This window comes from Mesorhizobium sp. ORM8.1, from assembly GCF_053005525.2.
The window spans coordinates 7316051-7336727 of the sequence record NZ_CM132600.1; the positions used below are offsets into that span (position 1 = coordinate 7316051).

The following is a 20677-nucleotide window of genomic DNA, read 5'->3' on the forward strand; positions in this document are numbered from 1 at the left end:
CGTCTTCTGGTGTAGCGAAGCCACATCGGAGCGGCAAGGCGATTGCGGCCGATCCGCCGCACGCAGGTTGGCATGCCGTCTATCGCAAGAGGCTACTCCTCGAGATCCTTGCGGAAGGGCGTGTGCTCTTCGAGATATTCGCTCATCCGCTCGACCTCGCGCCGTTCGCGGCGCAGATAGTCGGCGACGGCGTTGCGCAGGCCGGGATGGGAAATGTAGTGCGCCGAGTGCATAGTCACGGGGCGGTAGCCGCGCGCCAGCTTGTGCTCGCCTTGCGCGCCGGCCTCCACCACCTTCAGCTTGCGTTCGATGGCGAAGTCGATCGCCTGGTGGTAGCAGACCTCGAAATGCAGGAACGGATGGTCCTCGATGCAGCCCCAGTTGCGGCCGTAGAGCGCGTCCGAGCCGATGAAGTTGATAGCGCCGGCGATGTAGCGGCCGTTGCGCCTGGCCATCACCAGCAGGATGTCCTCGGCCATGCGCTCGCCGATCAGCGAGAAGAATTTGCGGTTGAGATAGGGCCGGCCCCATTTGCGGCCGCCGGTGTCCATGTAGAAAGCGTAGAAATCGTCCCAGGCGCGCTCGGTGATGTCCTTGCCGGTCAGCCAGTCGATCGAGATTCCGTCGGCCAGCGCCTCGCGGCGCTCCTTCTTCATCGCCTTGCGCTTGCGCGAGGCAAGCGTGGCGAGGAAGTCGTCATAGGTCGAGAAGCCTTCGTTGAAGAAATGGAACTGCTGGTCGGTGCGGTGCAGGAAGCCGGCTGCTTCCAGCGTCGCGACGTCGGATTCGGTGGCGAAGGTGACATGCGCTGAAGAAACGCCGAGCTTGTCGGTGACGAGTTTCAGACCCGCCGCGAGGCCGGCCTTGACGGCGCCGGCGTCCTCGTTCTTGCCGACCAGCAGGCGAGGGCCGGTGACAGGCGTAAACGGCACCGAGCATTGCAGTTTGGGATAATAGCTCCCGCCGGCGCGCTCAAAGGCATCCGACCAGCCATGGTCGAAGACATATTCGCCCTGGCTGTGCGATTTGAGATAGGATGGCACCGCGCCGAGCAATCTGCCCTGCGCTGTCTCCAACCTCAGGTGGTGGCCTTGCCAGCCGGTGCGCCGCACGGCGCAACCGGACTCCTCCAGCGCGCTCAGAAAAGCGAATGAAACGAGCGGGTTGTAGCCGTTTTCCTTGTCGTCGCGGGTGGTTCCGGCAAAGCTGTTCCATTCCTCGCAGGTGAACGCGCCGATGCCGGCCGCGATGCGGACCGCATAGTCCGCATCCGCTGCCTGTCCATCGTCGTCGTCGCCTTGATCCATGGGGCTTATTTAAGCTTCGTCCGGGCCGCTACAAGTCACGTTTGAGGCACTTCATTCAGGCAACTTTCACCATATCGGGTTCAAAGCCTTCGAAGGTCATCTGGTCGGCATATTTGAAGGTTAGGTCCACCGCCGGCTGGTCGTGCACCGTCCAGGTGATGACAGGCATTTTGAGCTTTTCGCGCACGAAGCTGACAAAGGGATTGGGCAAGTCGCCAGCGGCGTAAGACGTGAAGGCGAGGTCGTGCGCGAGCATGGCGAAATGCGCCTCGACCAGCTGGTTGTCCTTGCCATAAGCGGTCAGCCCACCCGGAATGCCGGGCGCGTCCCTGGCGAAATCGCGGATCAGCCAATGGTCGAACGACATGATCGCCACCTTGCCCTTGTAGCGCTTGAGCAAGCGGCCGACGCTCGCCACCAGGCCCCCGTCATGGCCGGGAACGCCTTTCAACTCGACGACGAGTGGCACGCGGCCGCCGATCAGGTCGAGCGCTTCCTGCAGCGTCGGGATATGGTCATTTGTGCTGCCGATCTTGAGGGCCGTCAGCTCAGCGGCCGTACGCTGCCAGATGAAGCCGTCCTGGCCGGTCAGGCGCTTGAGGTCGCCGTCATGGATGATGACGGGAACGCCGTCCAACGAGATATGCACGTCGCATTCGATCGCATAGCCGCGCTCGACGGCAGCGGCGAAGGCCGACAGCGTGTTCTCCCAGCGCTTCTTGTTCATGTCGTGAAAGCCGCGATGCGCGACCGGGCGGGCAATCAGCCAGGAAAGATCGGTCATAACAGGCCTCACGCGACTTCGAAGATCGCTTCGATCTCAACCGCCGCATCGAGCGGCAGCGAGGCGGTGCCGACGGCGGAGCGGGCGTGCTTGCCGCGCTCGCCGAGCACCGCCACCAGGAAGTCGGACGCGCCGTTGGCGACCAGATGCTGTTCGACGAAGTCCGGCGCCGATGCGACGAAGACGGTGATCTTGACCAGGCGGCTTATCTTTTCGAGATCGCCAAGGGCTGCCTTGGCCTGCGCCAGGATGTTGATGGCGCAGAATTTCGCGCCTTCCTTGCCGGCTGCGGTGTCGATGTCGCGGCCAAGCAGGCCGCTTGCCTGCAGCTTGCCGTCCTTGAGCGGCAGCTGGCCGGCGGTGAACAGCATGTTGCCGGTGCGGCAATAGGGCACGTAGTTGGCGGCGGGCGCCGCGGCGGCCGGAAGAGTGACGCCAAGATCGCTTAGCCGCTTTTCGATTGTTTCGCTCATTGGTTTTCCCTATTGCTGGAAGGCGCCGCGTCGGCCGGGCCGAAATTGCTATTTTTGCCTCGCTTCCGCCACGACTTTTTTTAAGCTGGACCATCTTTACCTTCGGCCTGCCATCGGCCGCGACGATCGGAGTACCTCATGCGCGCATCGCGCCTTTTTCTCGCCGCCGCGCTCGCCTCGGCGGTGTTCCCGATGGCTCCGGCCTTTGCCGCGCCCGCGCTGCAGGCGCACCGCGCCGTCTACGATCTCACCCTCAATAAAGCGTCCGACCGCTCGGGCATCACCGGCATTACCGGACGCATGGTTTATGAATTCAACGGCTCGGCCTGCGAGGGCTATACGGTGAAATTCCGCTTCGTCACCCAGATCGTCACCAACGACAACACAAGGTTGACCGACCAGCAGACGACCACCTTCGAGGATGCTGAAGGCAAGACCTTTTCCTTCGTGACCAAATCCTTCGTCGACCAGAATCTCGATAAGGAGGTCAAGGGAATGGCCGTCAAAGAGGCAAAAGGCCTCAAGGTCGATATCGACAAGCCGGAGAAGAGCAGCGTCGAGCTCTCGGCCACGCAATTTCCGACGCAGCACCTGGTCGAGCTGATCGGCAAGGCCGAAAAGGGCGAGAATTTTTACCAGACCAATCTGTTCGACGGCTCGGAAGACGCCAACAAGGTGATGGCGACCACCGTCGTGGTCGGCAAGAAGACCGAAGCCGACAAGTCCGATCCCGAAGCGCCGGCGCTGGCCAAGCTCGCGACCGACAAATACTGGCCGGTCGACATCGCCTATTTCGATGACACCGACAAGTCGAGCGGAGAGACGCCGGAATACCGGATCAGCTTCAAGCTGCATGAGAACGGCATCACGCGCGACCTCGTCATGGACTATGGCGACTTCTCGATGACCGGCAAGCTGGTCAACCTGTCGCTGTTCGACCAGACCAAGCCTTGCCCGGTTTCGAAGTAAGCCCAAAACAGGCGCGCCTGATGGCGGTCTATGTCGATGCGGCGATCTGGAAATGGGCGGGCCACCGCTGGTGCCATCTGCTTGCCGACGACACCGATGAACTGCACCGCTTCGCCACCGAGTTGGGGCTCAAGCGCTCGTCCTACCAGGGTCCGCCCAAGACCTCGGCGCCGCATTACGATATAACCGGTTTCGAGCGCGACCGGGCGGTCCGGCTTGGTGCGATCGAATGCAGCCGCGAGGAGATCGTGGCGATCTTCCGTCGCGTGCGGGTGCCCAACGGGAAGGTAAGACGATGACGGTGACAGCGTTCCTGGCCTATTGCGTCGCAATCACATTGGCGGCGGCGACGCCTGGACCGGCGATGTTCGCGGTCATCACCAATGGCGTCTCGCGTGGCTTCATCCGCGCCTTCACGGCTGGCGTGGGCGTTGCCGCGGGCGATGCCGTTCTGGTCACCCTGGCATTGCTCGGCCTGGTGGCCCTGGCCCAGACATTCGAATGGGTCTTTCTTCTGGTGAAATACGCCGGCGCGGCCTACCTCGTCTTTCTTGGCATCAGGATGTGGCGAGCCGCGGCCATGCGATCGGATGAAACTCATCAGACGCAGACACGGCTATCGCGCTCCTTCTTCCTCGGCGCATCCATTGCGCTCGGCAATCCGAAGGCAATCCTGTTCCATGCCTCGATCATGCCGCTGATCCTGAACCTCAACACCATGACCTTTGCCGACGGCCTGCTCGTCGTGCTTGTCGTGGTCAGCGTCAATATCATCACGATGGGCCTCTATGCCGCGATGGCGGGGAGGGCAGCCGGGTGGTTCAAGACCCCGAAGCGCATGCGCCTCATGAACAGGCTCGCCGGCGGCGCGATGATTGGCACCGGTGCGCTGATTGCCGCACGTTGAGCCGTGACGCGACGCACGGCTTGCGTTTATAGCGCTTCCCCTCTATATGCGCGCTCATTCCACACACGGACTTTGGTGTCTGCCCGGGAGAAATCCGGCTGAAACCTCCGGTGGCATCAGGACATAAGTCCGAAATGCCTGTGTCCGTGGAGGCCAACCGGAAAGGAAATAAAGAATGGCTTTGCCAGATTTCAGCATGCGCCAGCTTTTGGAAGCTGGTGTTCACTTCGGCCACCAGACCCACCGCTGGAACCCGAAGATGGCGCCTTACATCTACGGCGCCCGCAACAACATCCACATCATCGACCTGTCGCAGACGGTTCCGTTGCTGAACCAGGCGCTGAAGCAGGTGTCCGACACCGTCGCCAAGGGCGGCCGCGTGCTGTTCGTCGGCACCAAGCGCCAGGCTTCCGACATTGTCGCCGACGCCGCGCAGCGCTCGGCGCAGTATTATGTCAATTCGCGTTGGCTGGGCGGTATGCTCACCAACTGGAAGACGATCTCGAACTCGATCCAGCGCCTGCGCAAGCTCGACGAGCTGCTCGCCGGCGAGGCCCAGGGCCTCACCAAGAAGGAGCGCCTCAACCTCGACCGCGAGCGCGAGAAGCTCGACAAGGCGCTGGGCGGCATCAAGGACATGGGCTCGACGCCGGACCTGATGTTCGTCATCGACACCAACAAGGAAGCGATCGCCATCCTCGAGGCCAAGCGCCTCGGCATCCCGGTCGTCGCCATCATCGATTCGAACTGCGATCCGGACAAGATCGACTTCCCGATCCCCGGCAATGACGACGCGGCCCGCGCCATCCAGCTCTATTGCGACCTGATCGCCAAGGCTGCCATCGACGGCATCGCTCGCCAGCAGGGCGCGCTCGGCGTCGACATCGGCGCTTCGGCCGAGGCCCCGGTCGAGCCGGCGCTCGACGCCGCGGCCCCGGCAACCGAGTCCCCGGAAGCCTGATAAACGAAGGCCGCTTGCGGCCTTCATCTTTCTAATATTTTGGCACGCTAAACGGACGCACCATCGAATGCCGATGGTGCGTCGGTGCATTTAAACAAAGAGGCGACAATGAGCATTTCGGCTGCACAGGTCAAAGAACTCCGCGACTTGACCGGCGCGGGCATGATGGACTGCAAGGCAGCGTTGACCGAGACCAACGGCAACATGGAAGAAGCCGTCGACTGGCTGCGCAAGAAGGGCATCTCCAAGGCCGACAAGAAGGCCGGCCGCACTGCCGCCGAAGGCCTGATCGGCGTCGATAATGGCGTGCGCGAAGCTGCCGTCGTCGAGGTGAATTCCGAGACCGACTTCGTTGCCCGCAACGAGCAGTTCCAGGAGATCGTTCGCAACGTCGCCAGGGTTGCACTCGCTTACGGTACGACGGAAGCCGTGGCCGCAGCGAAGTATCCGGGTTCGGACAAATCGGTCGCCGACACCATCAAGGACGCCGTCGGCACGATTGGCGAGAACATGAGCTTCCGCCGCTCGGCCAAGCTCTCCGTTCCGCACGGCGCGGTTGCGACCTATGTCCATAACGCGGTTGCCGACAACCTCGGCAAGCTCGGCGTGCTGGTTGCTATCGTGACCACCGGCAATGAGCGTGCCGCCAACGCCTTTGGCCGCCAGGTCGCCATGCATGTCGCCGCCACCAACCCGATGGCGCTGACCGCGGAGCAGATCGATCCTGCCGCTGTCGAGCGCGAAAAGGCGATCTTCTCCGACCAGGCGCGTCAGTCCGGCAAGCCGGAAGCGATCATCGAAAAGATGGTCGAGGGCCGCCTGCGCAAATTCTACGAGGAAGTCGTGCTCTTGAAGCAGGCCTTCGTGCTCAATCCCGACATCACCGTCGAGAAGGCGCTGAAGGATGCCGAGAAGGAGATCGGCGCGCCGGCCAAGATCACGGCCTATCTGCGCTTTGCGCTTGGCGAAGGCATCGAGAAGGAAGAGACCGATTTCGCCGCGGAAGTCGCGGCGGCGGTCAAGAAATAGCCCGAAGAAAAAGTAAGGCTACAGAGCTCAGGCAACTCGGTCGGGTGTCCGCATGGATGCCCGGCCGATTTCTTGTGCGGTGTCGATGAAGGCCCTGAGCTTCGGCGCCATCGACGCCCGGCGCGGGAAGTAGAGGAAGAGGCCCGGCTCCTCGATGGCCGTCTGCGGCAGGATCTGAGCGAGGCGGCCGGTGGCGAGATCGGCGCGCACCAGCGGCTCGAACACATAGCAGAGGCCGACGCCGGCCAGCGCCAGGTCGATGGCCGTGAGCGATCCGTGACGATGACCGTGCCGCGCGTCTCGACGACGACGTCCTTGCCGTTCTCGGTCAGGTCCCAGCGATACAAGGCGCTGGAACGAACCAGCCGGTAGCCGATGCAGTTGTGGTTGGCGAGATCGGCCACGTCGCGCGGGCGGCCGTGCTTTCCGATATAGGCGGGCGAGGCGACGATCACGGCTTTGAATGCCGGCGTTAGCCGCACCGTGACCATGTCCTGCGCGATCATCTCGCCCAGCCTGATGCCGGCGTCGAATCCTTCGCCGACGATGTCGACCAGCCCCTGGTCGGTGAGCAATTCGACAGTCACATCGGGGTAGCGCTCAGCCATCGCCGCCACCACGGCCGTCACCGCCAACGGCACGGCAATATTGGGAACGTTGATCCTGAGCAGGCCTGAGGGTCGGCCCTTGACCGCGCGGATGCGCTCCATCCGTTCGGCAATGTCCTGCAGGGCAGGGGCCGCCGTTTCCACCAATGCCTTGCCGGCGTCCGTGAGTGACACGCTGCGCGTCGTGCGGGCAAAAAGCGGCTGGCCGATCCGCTCCTCAACCAGCCGCACGGCATGGCTGACCGCCGACGGGCTCATGCCGAGTTCTGCGGCGGCCAAGGCGAAGCCGCCGCGCCGCGCCACGGCGATGATGATGGGCAGATGCGTGAGGAGATCGCGATCCATTCATGAACTATATCGCATAGTCTTTGCGAACAATGCAATCTTACCGATGTCGTCGGATGGCCCATATTGCTGTCGACACATGGGCGGCTGGGCTGATGCTCAAGGAGAGACGACATGAACGCGTTGAGACACATAACTTTCGCAGCCGGCATGGCGCTGGCTCCTGTCGACGCCGGCGGCGCCGATCCGGCCGGTTGGCAGGCGCTGGCCGATGAGCGCGCCGTCATCCGCATCGCCGACGCCATCGATCGCGCCGTCGACGCACAGGACTGGAAGCTGGCCCGCAGCTATTTCGCTGAGCGCGTCACCGCCGATTTCAGCACGCTTTCGGGGCAACCGGCGGCCAACATCGCCTCCGACGATCTGATCGGCGCCTGGGCTGGCAACCTCAAGGGCAGCAAGACCAGCCTGCACCTGCGCACCAATCATCAGGTCGTGCTCGAAACCAATGCCGCGACGGTCCGCTCCAACGGCTATGCCTGGAACCGGATGGAAGGCAACGGCGATCCGCTGTGGGAGGTCTGGGGCACTTATGAGCACCACCTGACGCGCTCCGGCGCGAGCTGGAAGGTCGACGGCTTCACCTTCCGCATGACGCATGAGCGCGGCAATCCCTGGGTCAAGGCGACCCCCGGCCAATAAGCCGGCCCATCAACCAGATCAGAATCGGAAACCAAGCCATGACCATGAGCTACTACACCCTTGGCAACAGCGGCCTGCGCGTCAGCCGGCTGGCGCTCGGCACCATGACCTTCGGCACCGAATGGGGCTGGGGCGCCGACCGTGATACCGCCCGCGCCCTATTCGATGCCTATATCGAGGCCGGCGGCAATTTCCTCGATACCGCCGACCTTTATACCGGCGGCACGGCAGAGACCTGGCTCGGCGAATTCGTCGCCGAGCGCGGCCTGCGCGACAAGGCGGTGATCGCCACCAAATTCACCTTCAATTCCGAAGCCGGCAATCCGAATGCCGGCGGCAATGGCCGCAAGAACATCATGCGTGCGGTCGAAGCTTCGCTGAAGCGGCTCGGCACGGATTACATCGACCTTTACCTCTTGCATGTGTGGGACAGGATCACGCCGGCCGAGGAAGTGCTGCGCACGATGGACGACCTCGTTCGCGCCGGTAAGGTGCGCTACGTCGGCCTGTCCGACGTGCCGGCCTGGTATGCCAGCCGCGCCCAGGCGATCGCCGAGTTGCGCGGTTATGAGACTGTCTCGGCGCTGCAACTCGAATATTCGCTCGCCGAGCGTTCCATCGAGCATGAGTACGTGCCGTTCTCAACGCATCACGGCGCCGGCATCATGGTGTGGAGCCCCTTGGCCAGCGGCCTTCTCAGCGGCAAGTACAAGCCGACGCAGCAAGGCAATGCCGGCCGGCTCGACGGCTTCCGCAACACTACGCATCCCGGCTTCCAGAAGTTCAGCGACCGCAACTGGGCGATCGTGGCGGACCTCGATAAGGTCGCCGCCGAACTCGGTCGCAGCATGGCCCAGGTCGCGCTCAACTGGGTGGCGACGCAGCCCGGTATCGCTTCCGTCATCCTCGGCGCGACCAAGCTCGCACAGCTGCAAGACAATCTCGGCGCGCTCGATTTTTCCATTCCCGCCGAGCTTCGCAAGCGGCTGGAGGCCATCAGCGCCACGCCGGCGCCGTTCCCGCACTCCTATTTCGGCTCCGAGATCCAGCCCCGCGTCACCGGCGGCACGGTGACCGGCGACAAGCCCACCGGCTATCGCCCGCCGGTTCTCATCGAAGGCAATGCGGTCAGCATCTCAAGCAACTGACTGAAACAGCGGCAGCTGATCGAAAAAGCCTGGATTTTTGCGCAAGGGCGCGGCGTGACATCGCCGCGCCCTTCGTGTATCGGGTCGGCCATCATGACAGCACCGCCTGGCGAAGCGGGGCCGGTTTCGCCGCCCGATTTGCCGCGCCGCGATTTTCGAGGATTGAGATGACGGTGAAGCCCCTCTATCGACGTGTCGTTTTGAAGGCTTCGGGCGAAGCGTTGATGGGTGAGCAGCATTTCGGCATCGATGTCTCGGTGGTCGACCGGATCGCCGCCGACATCGCCGAAGCGCGCGAGTTGGGCGTCGAAGTGGGCGTCGTCATCGGCGGCGGCAATATTTTCCGCGGCGTGGCTGTCGCCTCGAAGGGCGGCGATCGCGTCACCGGCGACCACATGGGCATGCTCGCCACCGTCATCAACTCGCTGGCGCTGCGCACGTCACTGAACAAGATCGGTGTCGACGCGGTCGTGCTTTCGGCGATCGCCATGCCCGAGCTTTGCGAGAGCTTTTCCCAGCGCCAGGCCACCGCCTATATGAACCAGGGCAAGGTGGTGATCTTCGCCGGCGGCACCGGCAATCCGTTCTTCACCACCGATTCGGCCGCGGCGCTTCGTGCCGCCGAGATCGGCGCCGACGCGCTGTTCAAGGGGACGCAGGTCGACGGCGTCTATTCCGCCGACCCGAAAAAAGACCCCAATGCGGTGCGCTTCGAGCGCATAAGCCATGGCGAGGTCATCAAACGCGGGCTGATGATCATGGATACAGCCGCGATTGCACTTGCGCGCGAAAACAACATTCCGATAATCGTCTATTCGATCCACGAAAAGGGTGGGTTCGGCGAGATTTTGAGGGGCGGTGGCCGTTGCACGGTCGTCGCGGACAAGTAATCGAGGCCGGGATCCGTTGATCGGAGGCGGATTGCGGACGGGACAAGAACACCAACAGCGAACCCGGTGAACGGGTCGAGGAGATGATCATGAGCGAGTTCGACGACCTCAAGCGGCGCATGGACGGGGCGATCGCGGCCTTCAAGCACGATCTGGCTTCGCTGCGCACCGGCCGTGCGTCCAGCAACCTGCTCGACGCCGTCCAGGTGCAGGCCTACGGCACGTCGATGCCGATCAACCAGGTGGCCAATGTGACGGTGCCGGAACCGCGCATGATTTCGGTTTCGGTCTGGGACAAGTCGATGGTCAGCGCCGTCGACCGCGCCATCCGCGAAGCCAATCTCGGCTTCAACCCGATCGCCGACGGCACCAATCTGCGCATTCCATTGCCCGAGCTCAACGAACAGCGCCGCAAGGAGCTGGTCAAGATATCGCACGGCTATGCCGAGAACGCCCGCGTCGCGGCGCGTCACGTCCGTCGCGACGGCATGGATTTCCTTAAGAAGGCGGAAAAGGACGGCACGATCAGCGAGGACGATCAGCGCAAGCGCTCCGACCAGGTGCAGAAGCTGACCGACGAGACGATCAGCACCATCGATCACCTGCTTTCCGATAAGGAAGCTGAAATCATGCAGGTTTAGGGTCGGGTTTTCCGGCCCGAAAGCGAGACCATGGCAACGCCCGCGCATGTCGCGATCATCATGGATGGAAATGGACGCTGGGCAAAGGCGCGCGGCTTGCCGCGCCTTGCCGGCCACCGCGCCGGCGTCGAGGCCTTGCGCAAGGCGGTGCGCGCCGCGCCCGGGCTCGGCATATCCTATCTGACGGTCTACGCCTTCTCATCGGAAAACTGGTCGCGGCCGAAATCCGAGGTCAGCGACCTGATGGGTCTGCTGAAGCTGTTCATCCGCCGCGATCTCGCCGAACTGCACCAGAACGGCGTGCGGGTGAGGGTGATCGGCGACAAGGATGGGTTGCAGCCGGACATCAGGGGGCTGCTGCAGGAAGCCGAATCGCTCACCGCCGGCAACGAGTCGCTGACACTGGTCATTGCTTTCAACTACGGCGGCCGCGACGAAATCGTGCGCACGGCCCGCAAATTGGCGGATGCCGTCGCGCGCGGCGAGATCGCCAGCGACGCCATCACGGCGGAAAGCTTTGCCGGTTCGCTCGACACCCAGGGCATCCCCGATCCGGAGCTGGTGATCCGCACCAGCGGCGAGCTCAGGCTGTCGAATTTTCTTCTCTGGCAGGCGGCTTACGCCGAGCTCGTCTTCCTGCCTTGTTATTGGCCGGATTTCAGCCGCGAGCACCTGGCCGACGCCTTGCGCGATTTTGCCGGACGCGAACGCCGATTCGGCGGGCTCGCCGCCCGCGACGTCGCACTGTAGCGCCGGCCCCAATGAGCAACCTTCAGCAGCGCGTCATCTCGGCAATCGTGATGGCGGCGGTTACGCTTGCGGTCACCTGGTTTGGCGAGCTGCCGTTCCGCCTGTTTTGCGCGGCGATCGTGGCACTGATCTTCTACGAATGGACACGTATGTCGCGCCAGACGGCAGCCGCCGCGTTCGGTTTTCTGCCGGAGGCCCTGGCCGGCGTCTTCATTGTCGCGCTGGTTGCCGGCCTGCCGGCGCTGTGGCTGCTGCTGCTCGGCGCGATCCTGGTTGCGGCCGTAGCGGTCGCCGCGGAATCCGGGGGACCGGGCAATGGGAAGCGTCCGGACTGGCTTACGCGGCGCTGTCGGGCCTTTCGCTTGCTTACCTGCGCGATGGCAGCCATTCTGGGCTGATAGCGATTCTCTTCCTGTTCGCCGTGGTATGGGCCACCGACATAGCGGCCTATTTCGTTGGCCGCGCGGTTGGTGGGCCGAAGCTCGCGCCATCCATCTCGCCCGGCAAGACGCAGAGCGGCGCCGTCGGTGGTGCTGTCGGCGGCGTTGTTGCCGGATTGTTGCTGGCGATCGCGGCGGGGGCCGGCAATCTCGTGCAGCTCGGCTTCGTTGCCCTGGCGCTGTCGGTCGTCTCCCAGGTTGGCGATCTCTTCGAATCATGGGTCAAGCGCCGGCACGGCGCCAAGGATTCCAGTAAGCTGATTCCCGGACATGGCGGCGTCATGGACAGGGTCGACGGGCTTGTCGCCGCGGCTTTCGCCCTGTACGTCATCGGGTGGATCGCGGCGGGCGCGGACTATCCGGCACTGGGGCTGTTTCCGAACTGAAACAACGTTGTGGCAGAGCGAAAAGCGGCACGCGCCACGGATTCGCCTGGATTGAGCCACAGTCGCGGGCGAGTGTCGCGCGGCGGTGAATTTGAGGGCATGACTTGAACGACATATTCCACGCGCTCTTCAGCACGCAAGGCTTTGTCCTTGGCACGCTGGTGCCGTTCCTGTTCGTGCTGACCGTGGTCGTGTTCGTCCATGAGATGGGGCATTATCTGATCGGCCGCTGGTGCGGGATCGGCGTGAAGGCCTTTTCCATCGGCTTCGGCCCGGAGCTTTTCGGCTTTTACGACCGCCACGGCACGCGCTGGAAGCTTTGCGCCATCCCGCTCGGCGGCTACGTCAAATTCGTCGGCGACATGAATGCGACGTCGAGCCAGCCGAGCACCGAAGAGATCGAATCGCTGACCGACGCCGAGCGCGAGGTCGCTTTTCACACCCAGCCGATCTGGAAGCGCGCGGCAACTGTCGTTGCCGGGCCGCTTTTCAATTTCCTTTTGACCATTGCCGTCTTTGCGGTGCTGTTTTCGCTGTATGGCCGTTCGATCATGGAGCCGACGGTGGCGGAAGTCACCGCGGGCAGTCCGGCAGCCCAGGCCGGAATTCAGCCGGGCGACCGATTCGTCAAAGTCGACGGCAGCGAAGTGGAGACCTTCGCGGATGTGCAGCGGCTGGTTTCGGGCCGCGCCGGTGATGCCATCGCCTTCACCATGCTGCGCGACGGCAAGGAAATCACCGTTACGGCAACGCCGGAGCCCATGGAGCAGCAGGATGCGCTGGGCAACAAGGTCAAGGTCGCGGTCATTGGCGTCGTCAACAACGCCGAACTCGGCCAGCAGCGGCTGGTGTCCTACACGCCCGCCGGCGCCGTCGTGGCGGCGGTCGAGGAAACCGGCCATGTGATCGAGCGCACCGGCCAGTTCCTGCAGCGCTTTGTCTCTGGGCGCGAGGACAAATGCCAGTTGGGCGGCCCGATCAAGATAGCGAAAATGTCAGGTCAGGCGGCCAAACTCGGCTTTGAATGGCTGGTGCAGCTTGTGGCATTTCTGTCAGTCGGGATAGGTATTCTCAATCTGCTGCCGATTCCCCCACTCGACGGCGGCCATCTCTTGTTCTACGGCGTGGAGGCCGTCATAAGGCGGCCAGTTTCGGAGCGGATGATGGAGATGGCCTATCGGACCGGTCTCTTCCTGGTGCTCGGTTTTATGGGTTTCGTTTTCTGGAACGATCTGTTTGGGTGCTGAAATCATGAAGGAATTTGGCTTCGGCGCCGGTTACGTTGAGATGCCGTTTACCATGCGTGGGGATATGCGTGACGCGAAAGCCACGCGGTACGGTTAAGTAAATACAAATTAACCGGGAGCCTTGCGTGTAGGGAAAATCCGGTTAATACGGTAAGGGAAATACCGCACGTCCGGTTTTCTCGCCGTGGGGACTACGAGAAAAAGGTACAAAAGCCCGATGAAGGCAGCATCCAAGTTTCTGAGCGCCGCTTCCGCGGCGGCCCTGTCCGCCGCCCTGGTCGTGCCAGGCGCGCTCGCAGTGCAATTCGTTGCCACATCGGTAGCCGAAGCCGCGGTTATCAGCAGAGTCGATGTCAGCGGCAATCAGCGCGTCGACGCCGAGACCATCCGCAATTACATCGCCATCAAGCCCGGCAAGCCGTTCTCGAGCGCCGACATCGACGCCGCCGTCAAGGCGCTGTTCGGCACCGGCCTGTTCTCGGACGTCCAGATCAACCAGGTTGGATCGAGCCTGGTGGTCAAGGTTTCCGAGTACAAGGTAGTCAATCAGGTCCTGTTCCAGGGCAACAAGAAGATCAAGGATAACGCGCTTCAGATGGCTATCCAGCTGAAGCCGCGCTCGGCCTTCTCGCAGCAGGCGCTCGATGCCGATGTCGAGTCGGTCAAGGCCGCCTACCGGCATATCGGCCGTGACGATGCCGGTGTTACCGCGCAGGTCATGGACCTCGGCGAGAATCGGGTGAATGTGGTCTTCAACATCACCGAAGGCGACCGCACCCAGATCGCCGCCATCAACTTCGTCGGCAACCACGCTTTTTCCAGCCGCCGCCTGTCGGATGTGATCAACACCAAGCGCTCGTCCTGGCTGTCCTTCGTGCTGCGCGACGACGTCTATGACGAGGACAAGCTGCGCGCCGACCAGGAGTTGCTGCGTCGTTTCTACTACAATCACGGCTATGCCGACTTCCAGGTCGTCTCGGCTGTCGGCGAGCTCGATAACGCCACCAACAAATACACGGTCACCATCACCGTCCAGGAAGGCGACCTCTATACGTTCGGCGATGTCAGCGTCGAGAGCACCATTCCCGAGGTCGATCTGAAGTCGCTGGAGTCGACGGTCGAGACCCACAAGGGTGACAAGTACAACGCCAAGGACGTCGAGGACTCGATCGTTGCCCTGACCGAGAAGGTCGCGGGCTCCGGTTACGCCTTCGCCCAGGTGACGCCGCGCGGTGACCGTAATTTCGAAAACCACACCATTTCGGTGGTCTACACCATCGACCAGGGCACCAAGGCCTATATCGAACGCATCGAAATCCGCGGCAACGACCGTACGCGCGATTATGTCATCCGTCGCGAATTCGATGTCAGCGAAGGCGACGCTTTCAACCAGGTTCTCATCCAGCGCGCGAAGAAGCGGCTGGAAAACCTTGATTACTTTACGTCCGTCGACATTTCGACGGTTCCAGGCTCCGCTCCGGATCAGGTCGTGCTCGTGGTCACCGTTGTCGAGAAGTCGACCGGTGAGTTTTCGGTCGGCGCAGGCTATTCGACCGGCGGCGACACGCCTGGACCGTCGGTGGAAGGCTCGATCACCGAGCGCAACTTCCTCGGTCGCGGCCAGTATATCAAGCTGTCGGCCGGCGGCGGCAAGAATTCGCGCGACTACAGCCTTTCCTTCACCGAACCTTATTTCCTCGGTCGGCGCATCGCGGCGGGCTTCGACATCTATAAGTCGACCCGCGAGTACAACAACAGCTACGACAGCGATACGACTGGTGCGACGATCCGCTTCGGCCTGCCGATCACGGACAGCATCTCGACCCAGCTGGCGTACAATATCTCGCAAGAAAAGTATTCCGTCGACAATAGCTGCTTGAACTCCGCCGGGATCTACGTTCCCGGTCAGCCATGTAACATTTCGCAGGCGGTCCTTAACGGCATTCAAGAGAGCCCGTGGGTCAAGTCTTCGGTCAGCCTGGGCCTAGTGTACAACACCATCGACGACATGAAGAACCCGCATGAGGGTATATACGCGACGGGCACGACCGAATTCGCGGGCCTCGGCGGCGACGCCAAATGGGCGAAGTTCACCGGTCGTGCCAGCGTCTATCAGACCTTGTCTGAGCAATGGGACGTGGTCGGCCTGGTTTCGGGTGGCGCCGGCTACATCGCCAGCTATGGCAACAACGGTCTGCGCATCTTTGACTATTTCCAGAGTAATGACCGTATGATCCGCGGCTTCGAATATGGCGGTATCGGCCCGGTTGCTCCCGGACCGAGCGGTGACCATCTCGGCGGTTCGACCTATTTCAATGCCTCCGCCGAAGCGCAGTTCCCGTTGCCGGCCATTCCGGAGAGCTTCGGTCTGCGCGGCGCTGTCTTCGCGGATGCGGCAACCCTCTATGGCAACAAGCTCGGTGCTACGCTGGTCGATCCGTCGTCTACGGGTATGCAGGTGCGTGCCTCGGTTGGTCTCGGCCTGATGTGGGCTTCGCCGTTCGGTCCGATCCGCATCGACTATGCGATACCGGTCAAGAAACAGCCGCATGACAACGTGCAGGAATTCAACTTCGGTATTGCGACGCGCTTCTAATTTCGTTGTCGCGATTTTCCGGGCCGGATGACGGCCCGGAGTGGACTGACCCGACCCAGCTGGATATTGCTTCTGGAATGACCGATCCGGTGTTCTTCGCGCCTTCACGCCGGTATACGGCTGGCGAAGTCGCGAATCTGACCGGCGCCAGCCTGGTCGATTCCACGCAGGCCGAAATCGCCATCGAGGCGCTGGCTCCGGCTAATGAAGGCGGCAACGGCGCGCTCGTCTTTGTCGACGGCAAGCGCAATTTTGCCCTGATGCAGGCGCTCAAGGCGGCCGCCGTCCTTTGCCCCGCTGATTTTGCCGGCAAGGCGCCGCAAGGTGTTGCGGTGCTGGTGCATCCGCGACCGCAACAGGCTTTCGCCATGGTCGGGCGCCTGCTGTTCCCGCAGGCCGCCACTCCAGGACCGATGACCGGGGAGACGGGCGTATCGGCGCATGCGTTCGTCGATCCGTCCGCGCACATCGAGGATGGGGCGATCGTCGAGGCAGGCGCCGTGATCGGTCCCGACGTTTCGATCGGCAGTGGCACCGTGATTGCGCCCCATGCCGTGATCGGCCGTTCCTGCAGAATCGGCCGGGACGGCTTCATTGGCCCCGGCGCCAGCATCCAATACGCGCTTCTCGGCAACCGTGTCATCATCCATGGCGGCGCCAGGATCGGCCAGGACGGCTTCGGCTTCGTGGGTGGCGCCAAGGGGCCCGAACGCGTGCCGCAGATCGGCCGCGTCATCATCCAGGATGATGTCGAGATCGGCTCCAATTCGACCGTCGATCGCGGCGCGATGTCCGACACGGTTATCGGCCAGGGGACCAAGATCGACAATCTGGTTCAGATCGCCCACAATGTTCGCATCGGCCGCAATTGCATTATAGCGGGCCTTTCGGGTATCTCCGGTTCCGTCGTCGTCGGCGACAACGTCACCATGGGTGGCGGTGTCGGCCTCGCCGACCATTTGACCATCGGGGCGGGAGCCAAGCTTGCCGCCAGAAGTGGGTTCATGAACAACGTGCCGGCAGGCGAGGTCTGGGGTGGTTATCCGGCGCAGCCGATGGCGGAAGCCCTGCGCGAGATCGCGATGCTGCGCAGGTTCGCCAAGACCCGCAAGCAGGGCGACGGAAATGGCTGACGTGGTGGCAACGACGCTCGATACGGTCGACATAATGGGGCTGATGAAGCTCCTGCCGCATCGCTATCCGTTCCTGATGATCGACCGCATCGTCGAAATCGACGGCAACGACTCCGCCATCGGCATCAAGAACGTGACGATGAACGAGCCGCACTTCCAGGGCCATTTTCCCGAGCAGCCGGTGATGCCGGGGGTGCTCATCATCGAGGCCATGGCGCAGACAGCCGGCGCCATCTGCATCCGCAGCCTCAAGACGGAAACGCCTTCCCTGGTCTATTTCCTGACCATCGACAATGCGAAGTTCCGCAAACCGGTCGTTCCGGGCGACCAGTTGAAGATCTACGTCAAGAAGATCAAAATGCGCGGCAACCTGCTCAAATTTGCTTGCGAGGCGACGGTGGACGGCGCGAAAGCGGCGGAAGCCGAGATCTCGGCTATGATGGTTACCGGCTGACGGTTCGAAATGCTCATGAAAGTCCAGACATCCATTCATCCTTCCTCGGTCGTCGAGGAAGGCGCGCAACTCGGCGAAGGCGTCCGTATCGGACCCTTCTGCTACGTCAGCGCTGACGCCGTGATAGCCGACCGCGTCGAACTGGTCAGCCACGTTTCGGTGCTTGGCGCGACAACGATCGGAGCCTCGACCAAGGTCTATCCGATGGCGACGCTCGGCGGACCGCCGCAAAACACCAAGCACAAGGGCGGCCGCACCACGCTGGTGATCGGCGAGAATTGCACGATCCGCGAAGGCGTCACCATGCATCTCGGCACCGATACCAGCCGCGCCGAGACGACCATCGGCGACAACGGCAATTTCCTGGCCTATGCCCACATCGCCCATGATTGCGTCGTCGGCAAGAATGCCACCTTCGCCAATGGTGCCACGCTGGGCGGACATTGCGAGATCGGCGACAACGTCTATATCGGCGGCCTCAGCGCCGTTCATCAATTCGTGCGTGTCGGCGACAACGCCTTCCTCGGCGGCTGCTCGGCGTTTGTCGGCGATGTCATCCCCTACGCCATTGCCGTCGGCAACCGCGCCAGCCTGCGCGGCCTGAACATCATCGGGCTGAAGCGAGCCGGTCTGCCGCGTTCGGAAATCTACCTGTTGCGCAAGGCCTACAGGATGATTTTCGACCGTTCCCGTACGGTCGGCGAGAATGTCGAACTGGCCAAGGTGGAATTCGCTTCATCGCCAACGGCCGTGAAGATCATCGAGTTCATCTCCAGCCGCGGCAAGCGGCACTATGCCGTCCCGTCGCTCAAGGGTGGCGGCGACGATGACAACGGCGATGACGAGGGCTGAGCCGACCGAAGCCCGGCTTGTACTCGCGCCCGGCTCCAGGATCGGCATCATCGCCGGTGGCGGCAGTCTGCCGGTGGAGGTCGCCGCGGGCTTGGCCCGACAGGGCCACGCCCCTTTCATCATCCTGGTCGATGGCGAAGTCGACCGCGAGGCGGATTTTGCCGAATACGCGCAGGAAGGGCTGGCGCTGGAGCAAATCGGTTCGTTGGTTCCCTTGCTCAGGCGCCAGCGCATCAGCCATCTGGTGCTTGCCGGCGAGATCAGGCGCCGGCCACAGCTGTCCAAAATACGCCCGAGCCTTGGCCTGCTGGCGATCATACCGTCTTTGGTCGTTGCCCTGGCGCGCGGCGACGACGGGCTGCTCAAGATGCTGACGCGAGGTTTGGAGAAACGGGGCGTCACGGTGGTCGGCGCACATGAAGTTGTTCCCGAGCTGGCAGCCAGTGAAGGCACGCTGACGCTGGCCGCGCCCCGCCAATCCGATTGGCGCGATATCCAGGCCGGACGAGCAGCTGCCAAGGCCATCGGCGCGCTGGACATCGGTCAGGCGGCGGTGGCTATCGGCGGGCGAGCTATCGCGCTGGAAGGCGTCGAAGGTACCAGAGGCCTGCTCGAAAGAACGCGGGATTTGCGCGGCCATGGCAGGCTTGCCGGCAAAGAGCGCGGCGTGCTGGTCAAATGCGCCAAACCCGGTCAGGAGTTGCGTGCCGACCTGCCTTCGATCGGCCCCGAAACCGTCGAAGCCGCGCATGCCGCCGGGTTGGCCGGCATCGCGGTCGAAGCCGGTCATGCGCTCGTTCTTGAAGGCCCGGCGACGTTGGCGCGCGCCAATGCGCTTGGCCTGTTCATCGTCGGTCTGCCTCCAATGGAGCCGGCTAATGGCCAGTGACAAGCCGCTCAAGATCGCGATCGTTGCCGGCGAGGAATCCGGCGATCTGCTCGGCGCCGATATCGTGCGGGCGCTGGAGCGATCGAGCGGCCGCAAGGTGCAGCTCGTCGGCATTGGCGGCCGGCATCTGCGGCAGCTCGGGCTGACGCCGCTGTTCGAGGGCAGCGAGATCGCATTGATGGGCTTCAGCGCTGTGCTGCGCGACCTGCCGCGGCTCATGCGGCGCATCAGACAGACGGCGGCGACGATCGCGGCCGAGCGGCCGGATTGCCTGATCACCATCGACAGTCCGGATTTTTCGCTGCGCGTGGCAAAAAAGGTCCGCGCGGCCAATTCCGCCATCCCGATCGTCCACTATGTCTGCCCGAGCGTGTGGGCATGGCGGCCGGGCAGGGCGGCGGCGATGAAGCCTTATGTCGACCATATCCTGTGCATCCTGCCCTTCGAGGTGAAGGCGCTTGCCCGTCTCGGCGGGCCACCCGGCACCTATGTCGGCCACCGCCTGACCCAGGATCCCGGCGTGCTCGCCGCCGCCAAGACGCAGAGCCTGCCGCGCGACCTTGCCGAGGATCGTGTGAAGACCTTGCTTGTGCTGCCGGGCTCGCGCCGAGGCGAGGTGCGTCGGCTGTTGGAACCGTTCGGCAAGACGGTATCTGTGTTGCACCAGCGCGGCCATCGCTTGCGTGTGCTGTTGCCGACGGTTCCGCATGTTGCCGACCTGGTGAGAGCGTCGGTCGCGACCTGGGACGAGAAACCGGAAATCATAACCGAGCCGGAGCGCAAGTGGCAGGCCTTCGGCAAGGCCGACGCGGCGCTGATCGCTTCGGGAACGGTCTCGCTTGAACTGGCGCTCGCCGGCGTGCCGATGATTTCCAGCTACAAGCTCGATCCGATCGCGCGCCAGATTCTGCACAAACTGGTGACCGCATGGTCGGCGCTGCTGCCCAACCTGATTTCCGACCGCGCGGTGGTTCCAGAGTTTTACGACCAGTATGTCCGGCCGGAGAATCTGGCGCGGCAGCTGGAAGCATTGTTCGCCGACACCGGCATGCGCGCCTGGCAGAAGGCCGGCTTTGCCGACATCGCCCGCCGCATGGCGACCCAAAGACCGTCCGGCGAAATTGCCGCCGAGGTGGTGATGGGATGCATCAAAAGAGCGAATAGGGAGTAGCGAGTAGCGAATAACAGCTTGGTGCCTGTTTCCCTATTCGCTACTCGCTATTTCG

The 20677-nt window shown here is 62.9% G+C and carries 20 protein-coding genes and 2 pseudogenes; 18 read left to right on the forward strand and 4 right to left on the reverse strand.

The genetic code is table 11. The features are described from left to right. Nucleotides 1–92 precede the first annotated feature (92 nt). Genes ACVDG8_RS36475 through ACVDG8_RS36485 form a run of 3 tightly spaced genes read right to left on the reverse strand, consistent with a single transcriptional unit; the run spans nucleotide 93 to nucleotide 2564 of the window. Nucleotides 93–1307: a GNAT family N-acetyltransferase gene (locus ACVDG8_RS36475; RefSeq protein WP_447252805.1), complete on the reverse strand. Its 1215-nt coding sequence runs from the start codon at nucleotides 1305–1307 to the stop codon at nucleotides 93–95. A 55-nt stretch (nucleotides 1308–1362) separates the two neighbouring features. Continuing rightward, a complete protein-coding gene (locus ACVDG8_RS36480) occupies nucleotides 1363–2091 on the reverse strand; it encodes a glycerophosphodiester phosphodiesterase (RefSeq protein WP_447252806.1) in 729 nt (242 codons plus the stop codon). Between the two features lie 8 nt (nucleotides 2092–2099). Beyond that, the gene (locus tag ACVDG8_RS36485; RefSeq protein ID WP_447252807.1) at nucleotides 2100–2564 is read right to left on the reverse strand and encodes a RidA family protein; all 465 of its coding nucleotides are present in this window, start codon (nucleotides 2562–2564) and stop codon (nucleotides 2100–2102) included. A 138-nt stretch (nucleotides 2565–2702) separates the two neighbouring features. Here ACVDG8_RS36485 and ACVDG8_RS36490 point away from each other — a divergent pair, with 138 nt between their 5' ends. The 5 genes from ACVDG8_RS36490 (at nucleotide 2703) to tsf (ending at nucleotide 6430) form a co-directional block, all read left to right on the forward strand. Then, the gene (locus ACVDG8_RS36490) at nucleotides 2703–3533 is read left to right on the forward strand and encodes a cell envelope integrity EipB family protein (RefSeq protein ID WP_447252808.1); all 831 of its coding nucleotides are present in this window, start codon (nucleotides 2703–2705) and stop codon (nucleotides 3531–3533) included. Nucleotides 3534–3553: 20 nt separating this feature from the next. Then, nucleotides 3554–3832, forward strand: coding sequence for a DUF4031 domain-containing protein (locus ACVDG8_RS36495; RefSeq protein WP_447252809.1), 279 nt, complete (start codon nucleotides 3554–3556; stop codon nucleotides 3830–3832). Further along, entirely contained in the window at nucleotides 3829–4440 is a 612-nt protein-coding gene (locus ACVDG8_RS36500; RefSeq protein WP_447252810.1) for a LysE family translocator, read from the forward strand. Before ACVDG8_RS36495 ends, ACVDG8_RS36500 begins: the two co-directional genes overlap by 4 nt. A 175-nt stretch (nucleotides 4441–4615) precedes the next feature. Then, nucleotides 4616–5401, forward strand: coding sequence for a 30S ribosomal protein S2 (gene rpsB, locus ACVDG8_RS36505; protein WP_447252811.1), 786 nt, complete (start codon nucleotides 4616–4618; stop codon nucleotides 5399–5401). A 108-nt stretch (nucleotides 5402–5509) separates the two neighbouring features. Then, entirely contained in the window at nucleotides 5510–6430 is a 921-nt protein-coding gene (gene tsf, locus ACVDG8_RS36510; RefSeq protein WP_447252812.1) for a translation elongation factor Ts, read from the forward strand. Between the two features lie 27 nt (nucleotides 6431–6457). On the opposite strand, the pseudogene ACVDG8_RS36515 reads toward tsf, so the two are convergent. Next, nucleotides 6458–7383, reverse strand: a pseudogene (locus tag ACVDG8_RS36515) (LysR family transcriptional regulator). A 114-nt stretch (nucleotides 7384–7497) separates the two neighbouring features. On the opposite strand from ACVDG8_RS36515, the gene ACVDG8_RS36520 reads away from it, so the two are divergent. From ACVDG8_RS36520 to lpxB, 13 genes and pseudogenes are all read left to right on the forward strand, one after another. Then, nucleotides 7498–8025 (forward strand): nuclear transport factor 2 family protein, encoded by a 528-nt coding sequence (locus ACVDG8_RS36520; RefSeq protein ID WP_447252814.1) that lies wholly within the window; start codon nucleotides 7498–7500, stop codon nucleotides 8023–8025. A 38-nt stretch (nucleotides 8026–8063) separates the two neighbouring features. Further along, on the forward strand, nucleotides 8064–9173 hold the full coding sequence (locus ACVDG8_RS36525) for an aldo/keto reductase (protein WP_447252815.1): 1110 nt from the start codon (nucleotides 8064–8066) through the stop codon (nucleotides 9171–9173). 167 nt (nucleotides 9174–9340) lie between these two features. Continuing rightward, on the forward strand, nucleotides 9341–10063 hold the full coding sequence (pyrH, locus tag ACVDG8_RS36530) for a UMP kinase (RefSeq protein ID WP_447252816.1): 723 nt from the start codon (nucleotides 9341–9343) through the stop codon (nucleotides 10061–10063). An 86-nt stretch (nucleotides 10064–10149) separates the two neighbouring features. After that, nucleotides 10150–10704: a ribosome recycling factor gene (frr, locus tag ACVDG8_RS36535; RefSeq protein ID WP_447257187.1), complete on the forward strand. Its 555-nt coding sequence runs from the start codon at nucleotides 10150–10152 to the stop codon at nucleotides 10702–10704. Nucleotides 10705–10734: 30 nt separating this feature from the next. Beyond that, entirely contained in the window at nucleotides 10735–11454 is a 720-nt protein-coding gene (locus ACVDG8_RS36540) for an isoprenyl transferase (protein WP_447252817.1), read from the forward strand. 11 nt (nucleotides 11455–11465) lie between these two features. Next, a pseudogene (locus tag ACVDG8_RS36545) lies at nucleotides 11466–12280 on the forward strand (phosphatidate cytidylyltransferase). Between the two features lie 104 nt (nucleotides 12281–12384). Then, nucleotides 12385–13527 (forward strand): RIP metalloprotease RseP, encoded by a 1143-nt coding sequence (gene rseP, locus ACVDG8_RS36550; RefSeq protein ID WP_447252819.1) that lies wholly within the window; start codon nucleotides 12385–12387, stop codon nucleotides 13525–13527. Between the two features lie 217 nt (nucleotides 13528–13744). Beyond that, the gene (gene bamA, locus ACVDG8_RS36555) at nucleotides 13745–16123 is read left to right on the forward strand and encodes an outer membrane protein assembly factor BamA (RefSeq protein WP_455707462.1); all 2379 of its coding nucleotides are present in this window, start codon (nucleotides 13745–13747) and stop codon (nucleotides 16121–16123) included. 77 nt (nucleotides 16124–16200) lie between these two features. Next, entirely contained in the window at nucleotides 16201–17256 is a 1056-nt protein-coding gene (lpxD, locus tag ACVDG8_RS36560) for a UDP-3-O-(3-hydroxymyristoyl)glucosamine N-acyltransferase (protein WP_447252821.1), read from the forward strand. After that, nucleotides 17249–17710, forward strand: a complete 462-nt coding sequence (fabZ, locus tag ACVDG8_RS36565; protein WP_447252822.1) for a 3-hydroxyacyl-ACP dehydratase FabZ — start codon at nucleotides 17249–17251, stop codon at nucleotides 17708–17710. The genes lpxD and fabZ overlap by 8 nt, the downstream gene beginning before the upstream one ends. A 15-nt stretch (nucleotides 17711–17725) precedes the next feature. Further along, entirely contained in the window at nucleotides 17726–18562 is an 837-nt protein-coding gene (gene lpxA / locus ACVDG8_RS36570; RefSeq protein WP_447252823.1) for an acyl-ACP--UDP-N-acetylglucosamine O-acyltransferase, read from the forward strand. After that, entirely contained in the window at nucleotides 18537–19451 is a 915-nt protein-coding gene (locus ACVDG8_RS36575; RefSeq protein WP_447252824.1) for an LpxI family protein, read from the forward strand. The genes lpxA and ACVDG8_RS36575 overlap by 26 nt, the downstream gene beginning before the upstream one ends. Further along, entirely contained in the window at nucleotides 19441–20622 is a 1182-nt protein-coding gene (lpxB, locus tag ACVDG8_RS36580; protein WP_447252825.1) for a lipid-A-disaccharide synthase, read from the forward strand. Before ACVDG8_RS36575 ends, lpxB begins: the two co-directional genes overlap by 11 nt. Nucleotides 20623–20677: the final 55 nt, after the last annotated feature.

Bases quoted from the DNA above. Each gene is read 5' to 3' on its own strand.
- ACVDG8_RS36475 (WP_447252805.1), bottom strand. From the start codon at position 1,307: ATGGATCAAGGCGACGACGACGATGGACAGGCAGCGGATGCGGACTAT.
- ACVDG8_RS36480 (WP_447252806.1), bottom strand. From the start codon at position 2,091: ATGACCGATCTTTCCTGGCTGATTGCCCGCCCGGTCGCGCATCGCGGC.
- ACVDG8_RS36485 (WP_447252807.1), bottom strand. From the start codon at position 2,564: ATGAGCGAAACAATCGAAAAGCGGCTAAGCGATCTTGGCGTCACTCTT.
- ACVDG8_RS36490 (WP_447252808.1), top strand. From the start codon at position 2,703: ATGCGCGCATCGCGCCTTTTTCTCGCCGCCGCGCTCGCCTCGGCGGTG.
- ACVDG8_RS36495 (WP_447252809.1), top strand. From the start codon at position 3,554: ATGGCGGTCTATGTCGATGCGGCGATCTGGAAATGGGCGGGCCACCGC.
- ACVDG8_RS36500 (WP_447252810.1), top strand. From the start codon at position 3,829: ATGACGGTGACAGCGTTCCTGGCCTATTGCGTCGCAATCACATTGGCG.
- rpsB (WP_447252811.1), top strand. From the start codon at position 4,616: ATGGCTTTGCCAGATTTCAGCATGCGCCAGCTTTTGGAAGCTGGTGTT.
- tsf (WP_447252812.1), top strand. From the start codon at position 5,510: ATGAGCATTTCGGCTGCACAGGTCAAAGAACTCCGCGACTTGACCGGC.
- ACVDG8_RS36520 (WP_447252814.1), top strand. From the start codon at position 7,498: ATGAACGCGTTGAGACACATAACTTTCGCAGCCGGCATGGCGCTGGCT.
- ACVDG8_RS36525 (WP_447252815.1), top strand. From the start codon at position 8,064: ATGACCATGAGCTACTACACCCTTGGCAACAGCGGCCTGCGCGTCAGC.
- pyrH (WP_447252816.1), top strand. From the start codon at position 9,341: ATGACGGTGAAGCCCCTCTATCGACGTGTCGTTTTGAAGGCTTCGGGC.
- ACVDG8_RS36540 (WP_447252817.1), top strand. From the start codon at position 10,735: ATGGCAACGCCCGCGCATGTCGCGATCATCATGGATGGAAATGGACGC.
- bamA (WP_455707462.1), top strand. From the start codon at position 13,745: ATGAAGGCAGCATCCAAGTTTCTGAGCGCCGCTTCCGCGGCGGCCCTG.
- lpxD (WP_447252821.1), top strand. From the start codon at position 16,201: ATGACCGATCCGGTGTTCTTCGCGCCTTCACGCCGGTATACGGCTGGC.
- fabZ (WP_447252822.1), top strand. From the start codon at position 17,249: ATGGCTGACGTGGTGGCAACGACGCTCGATACGGTCGACATAATGGGG.
- lpxA (WP_447252823.1), top strand. From the start codon at position 17,726: ATGAAAGTCCAGACATCCATTCATCCTTCCTCGGTCGTCGAGGAAGGC.
- ACVDG8_RS36575 (WP_447252824.1), top strand. From the start codon at position 18,537: ATGACAACGGCGATGACGAGGGCTGAGCCGACCGAAGCCCGGCTTGTA.
- lpxB (WP_447252825.1), top strand. From the start codon at position 19,441: ATGGCCAGTGACAAGCCGCTCAAGATCGCGATCGTTGCCGGCGAGGAA.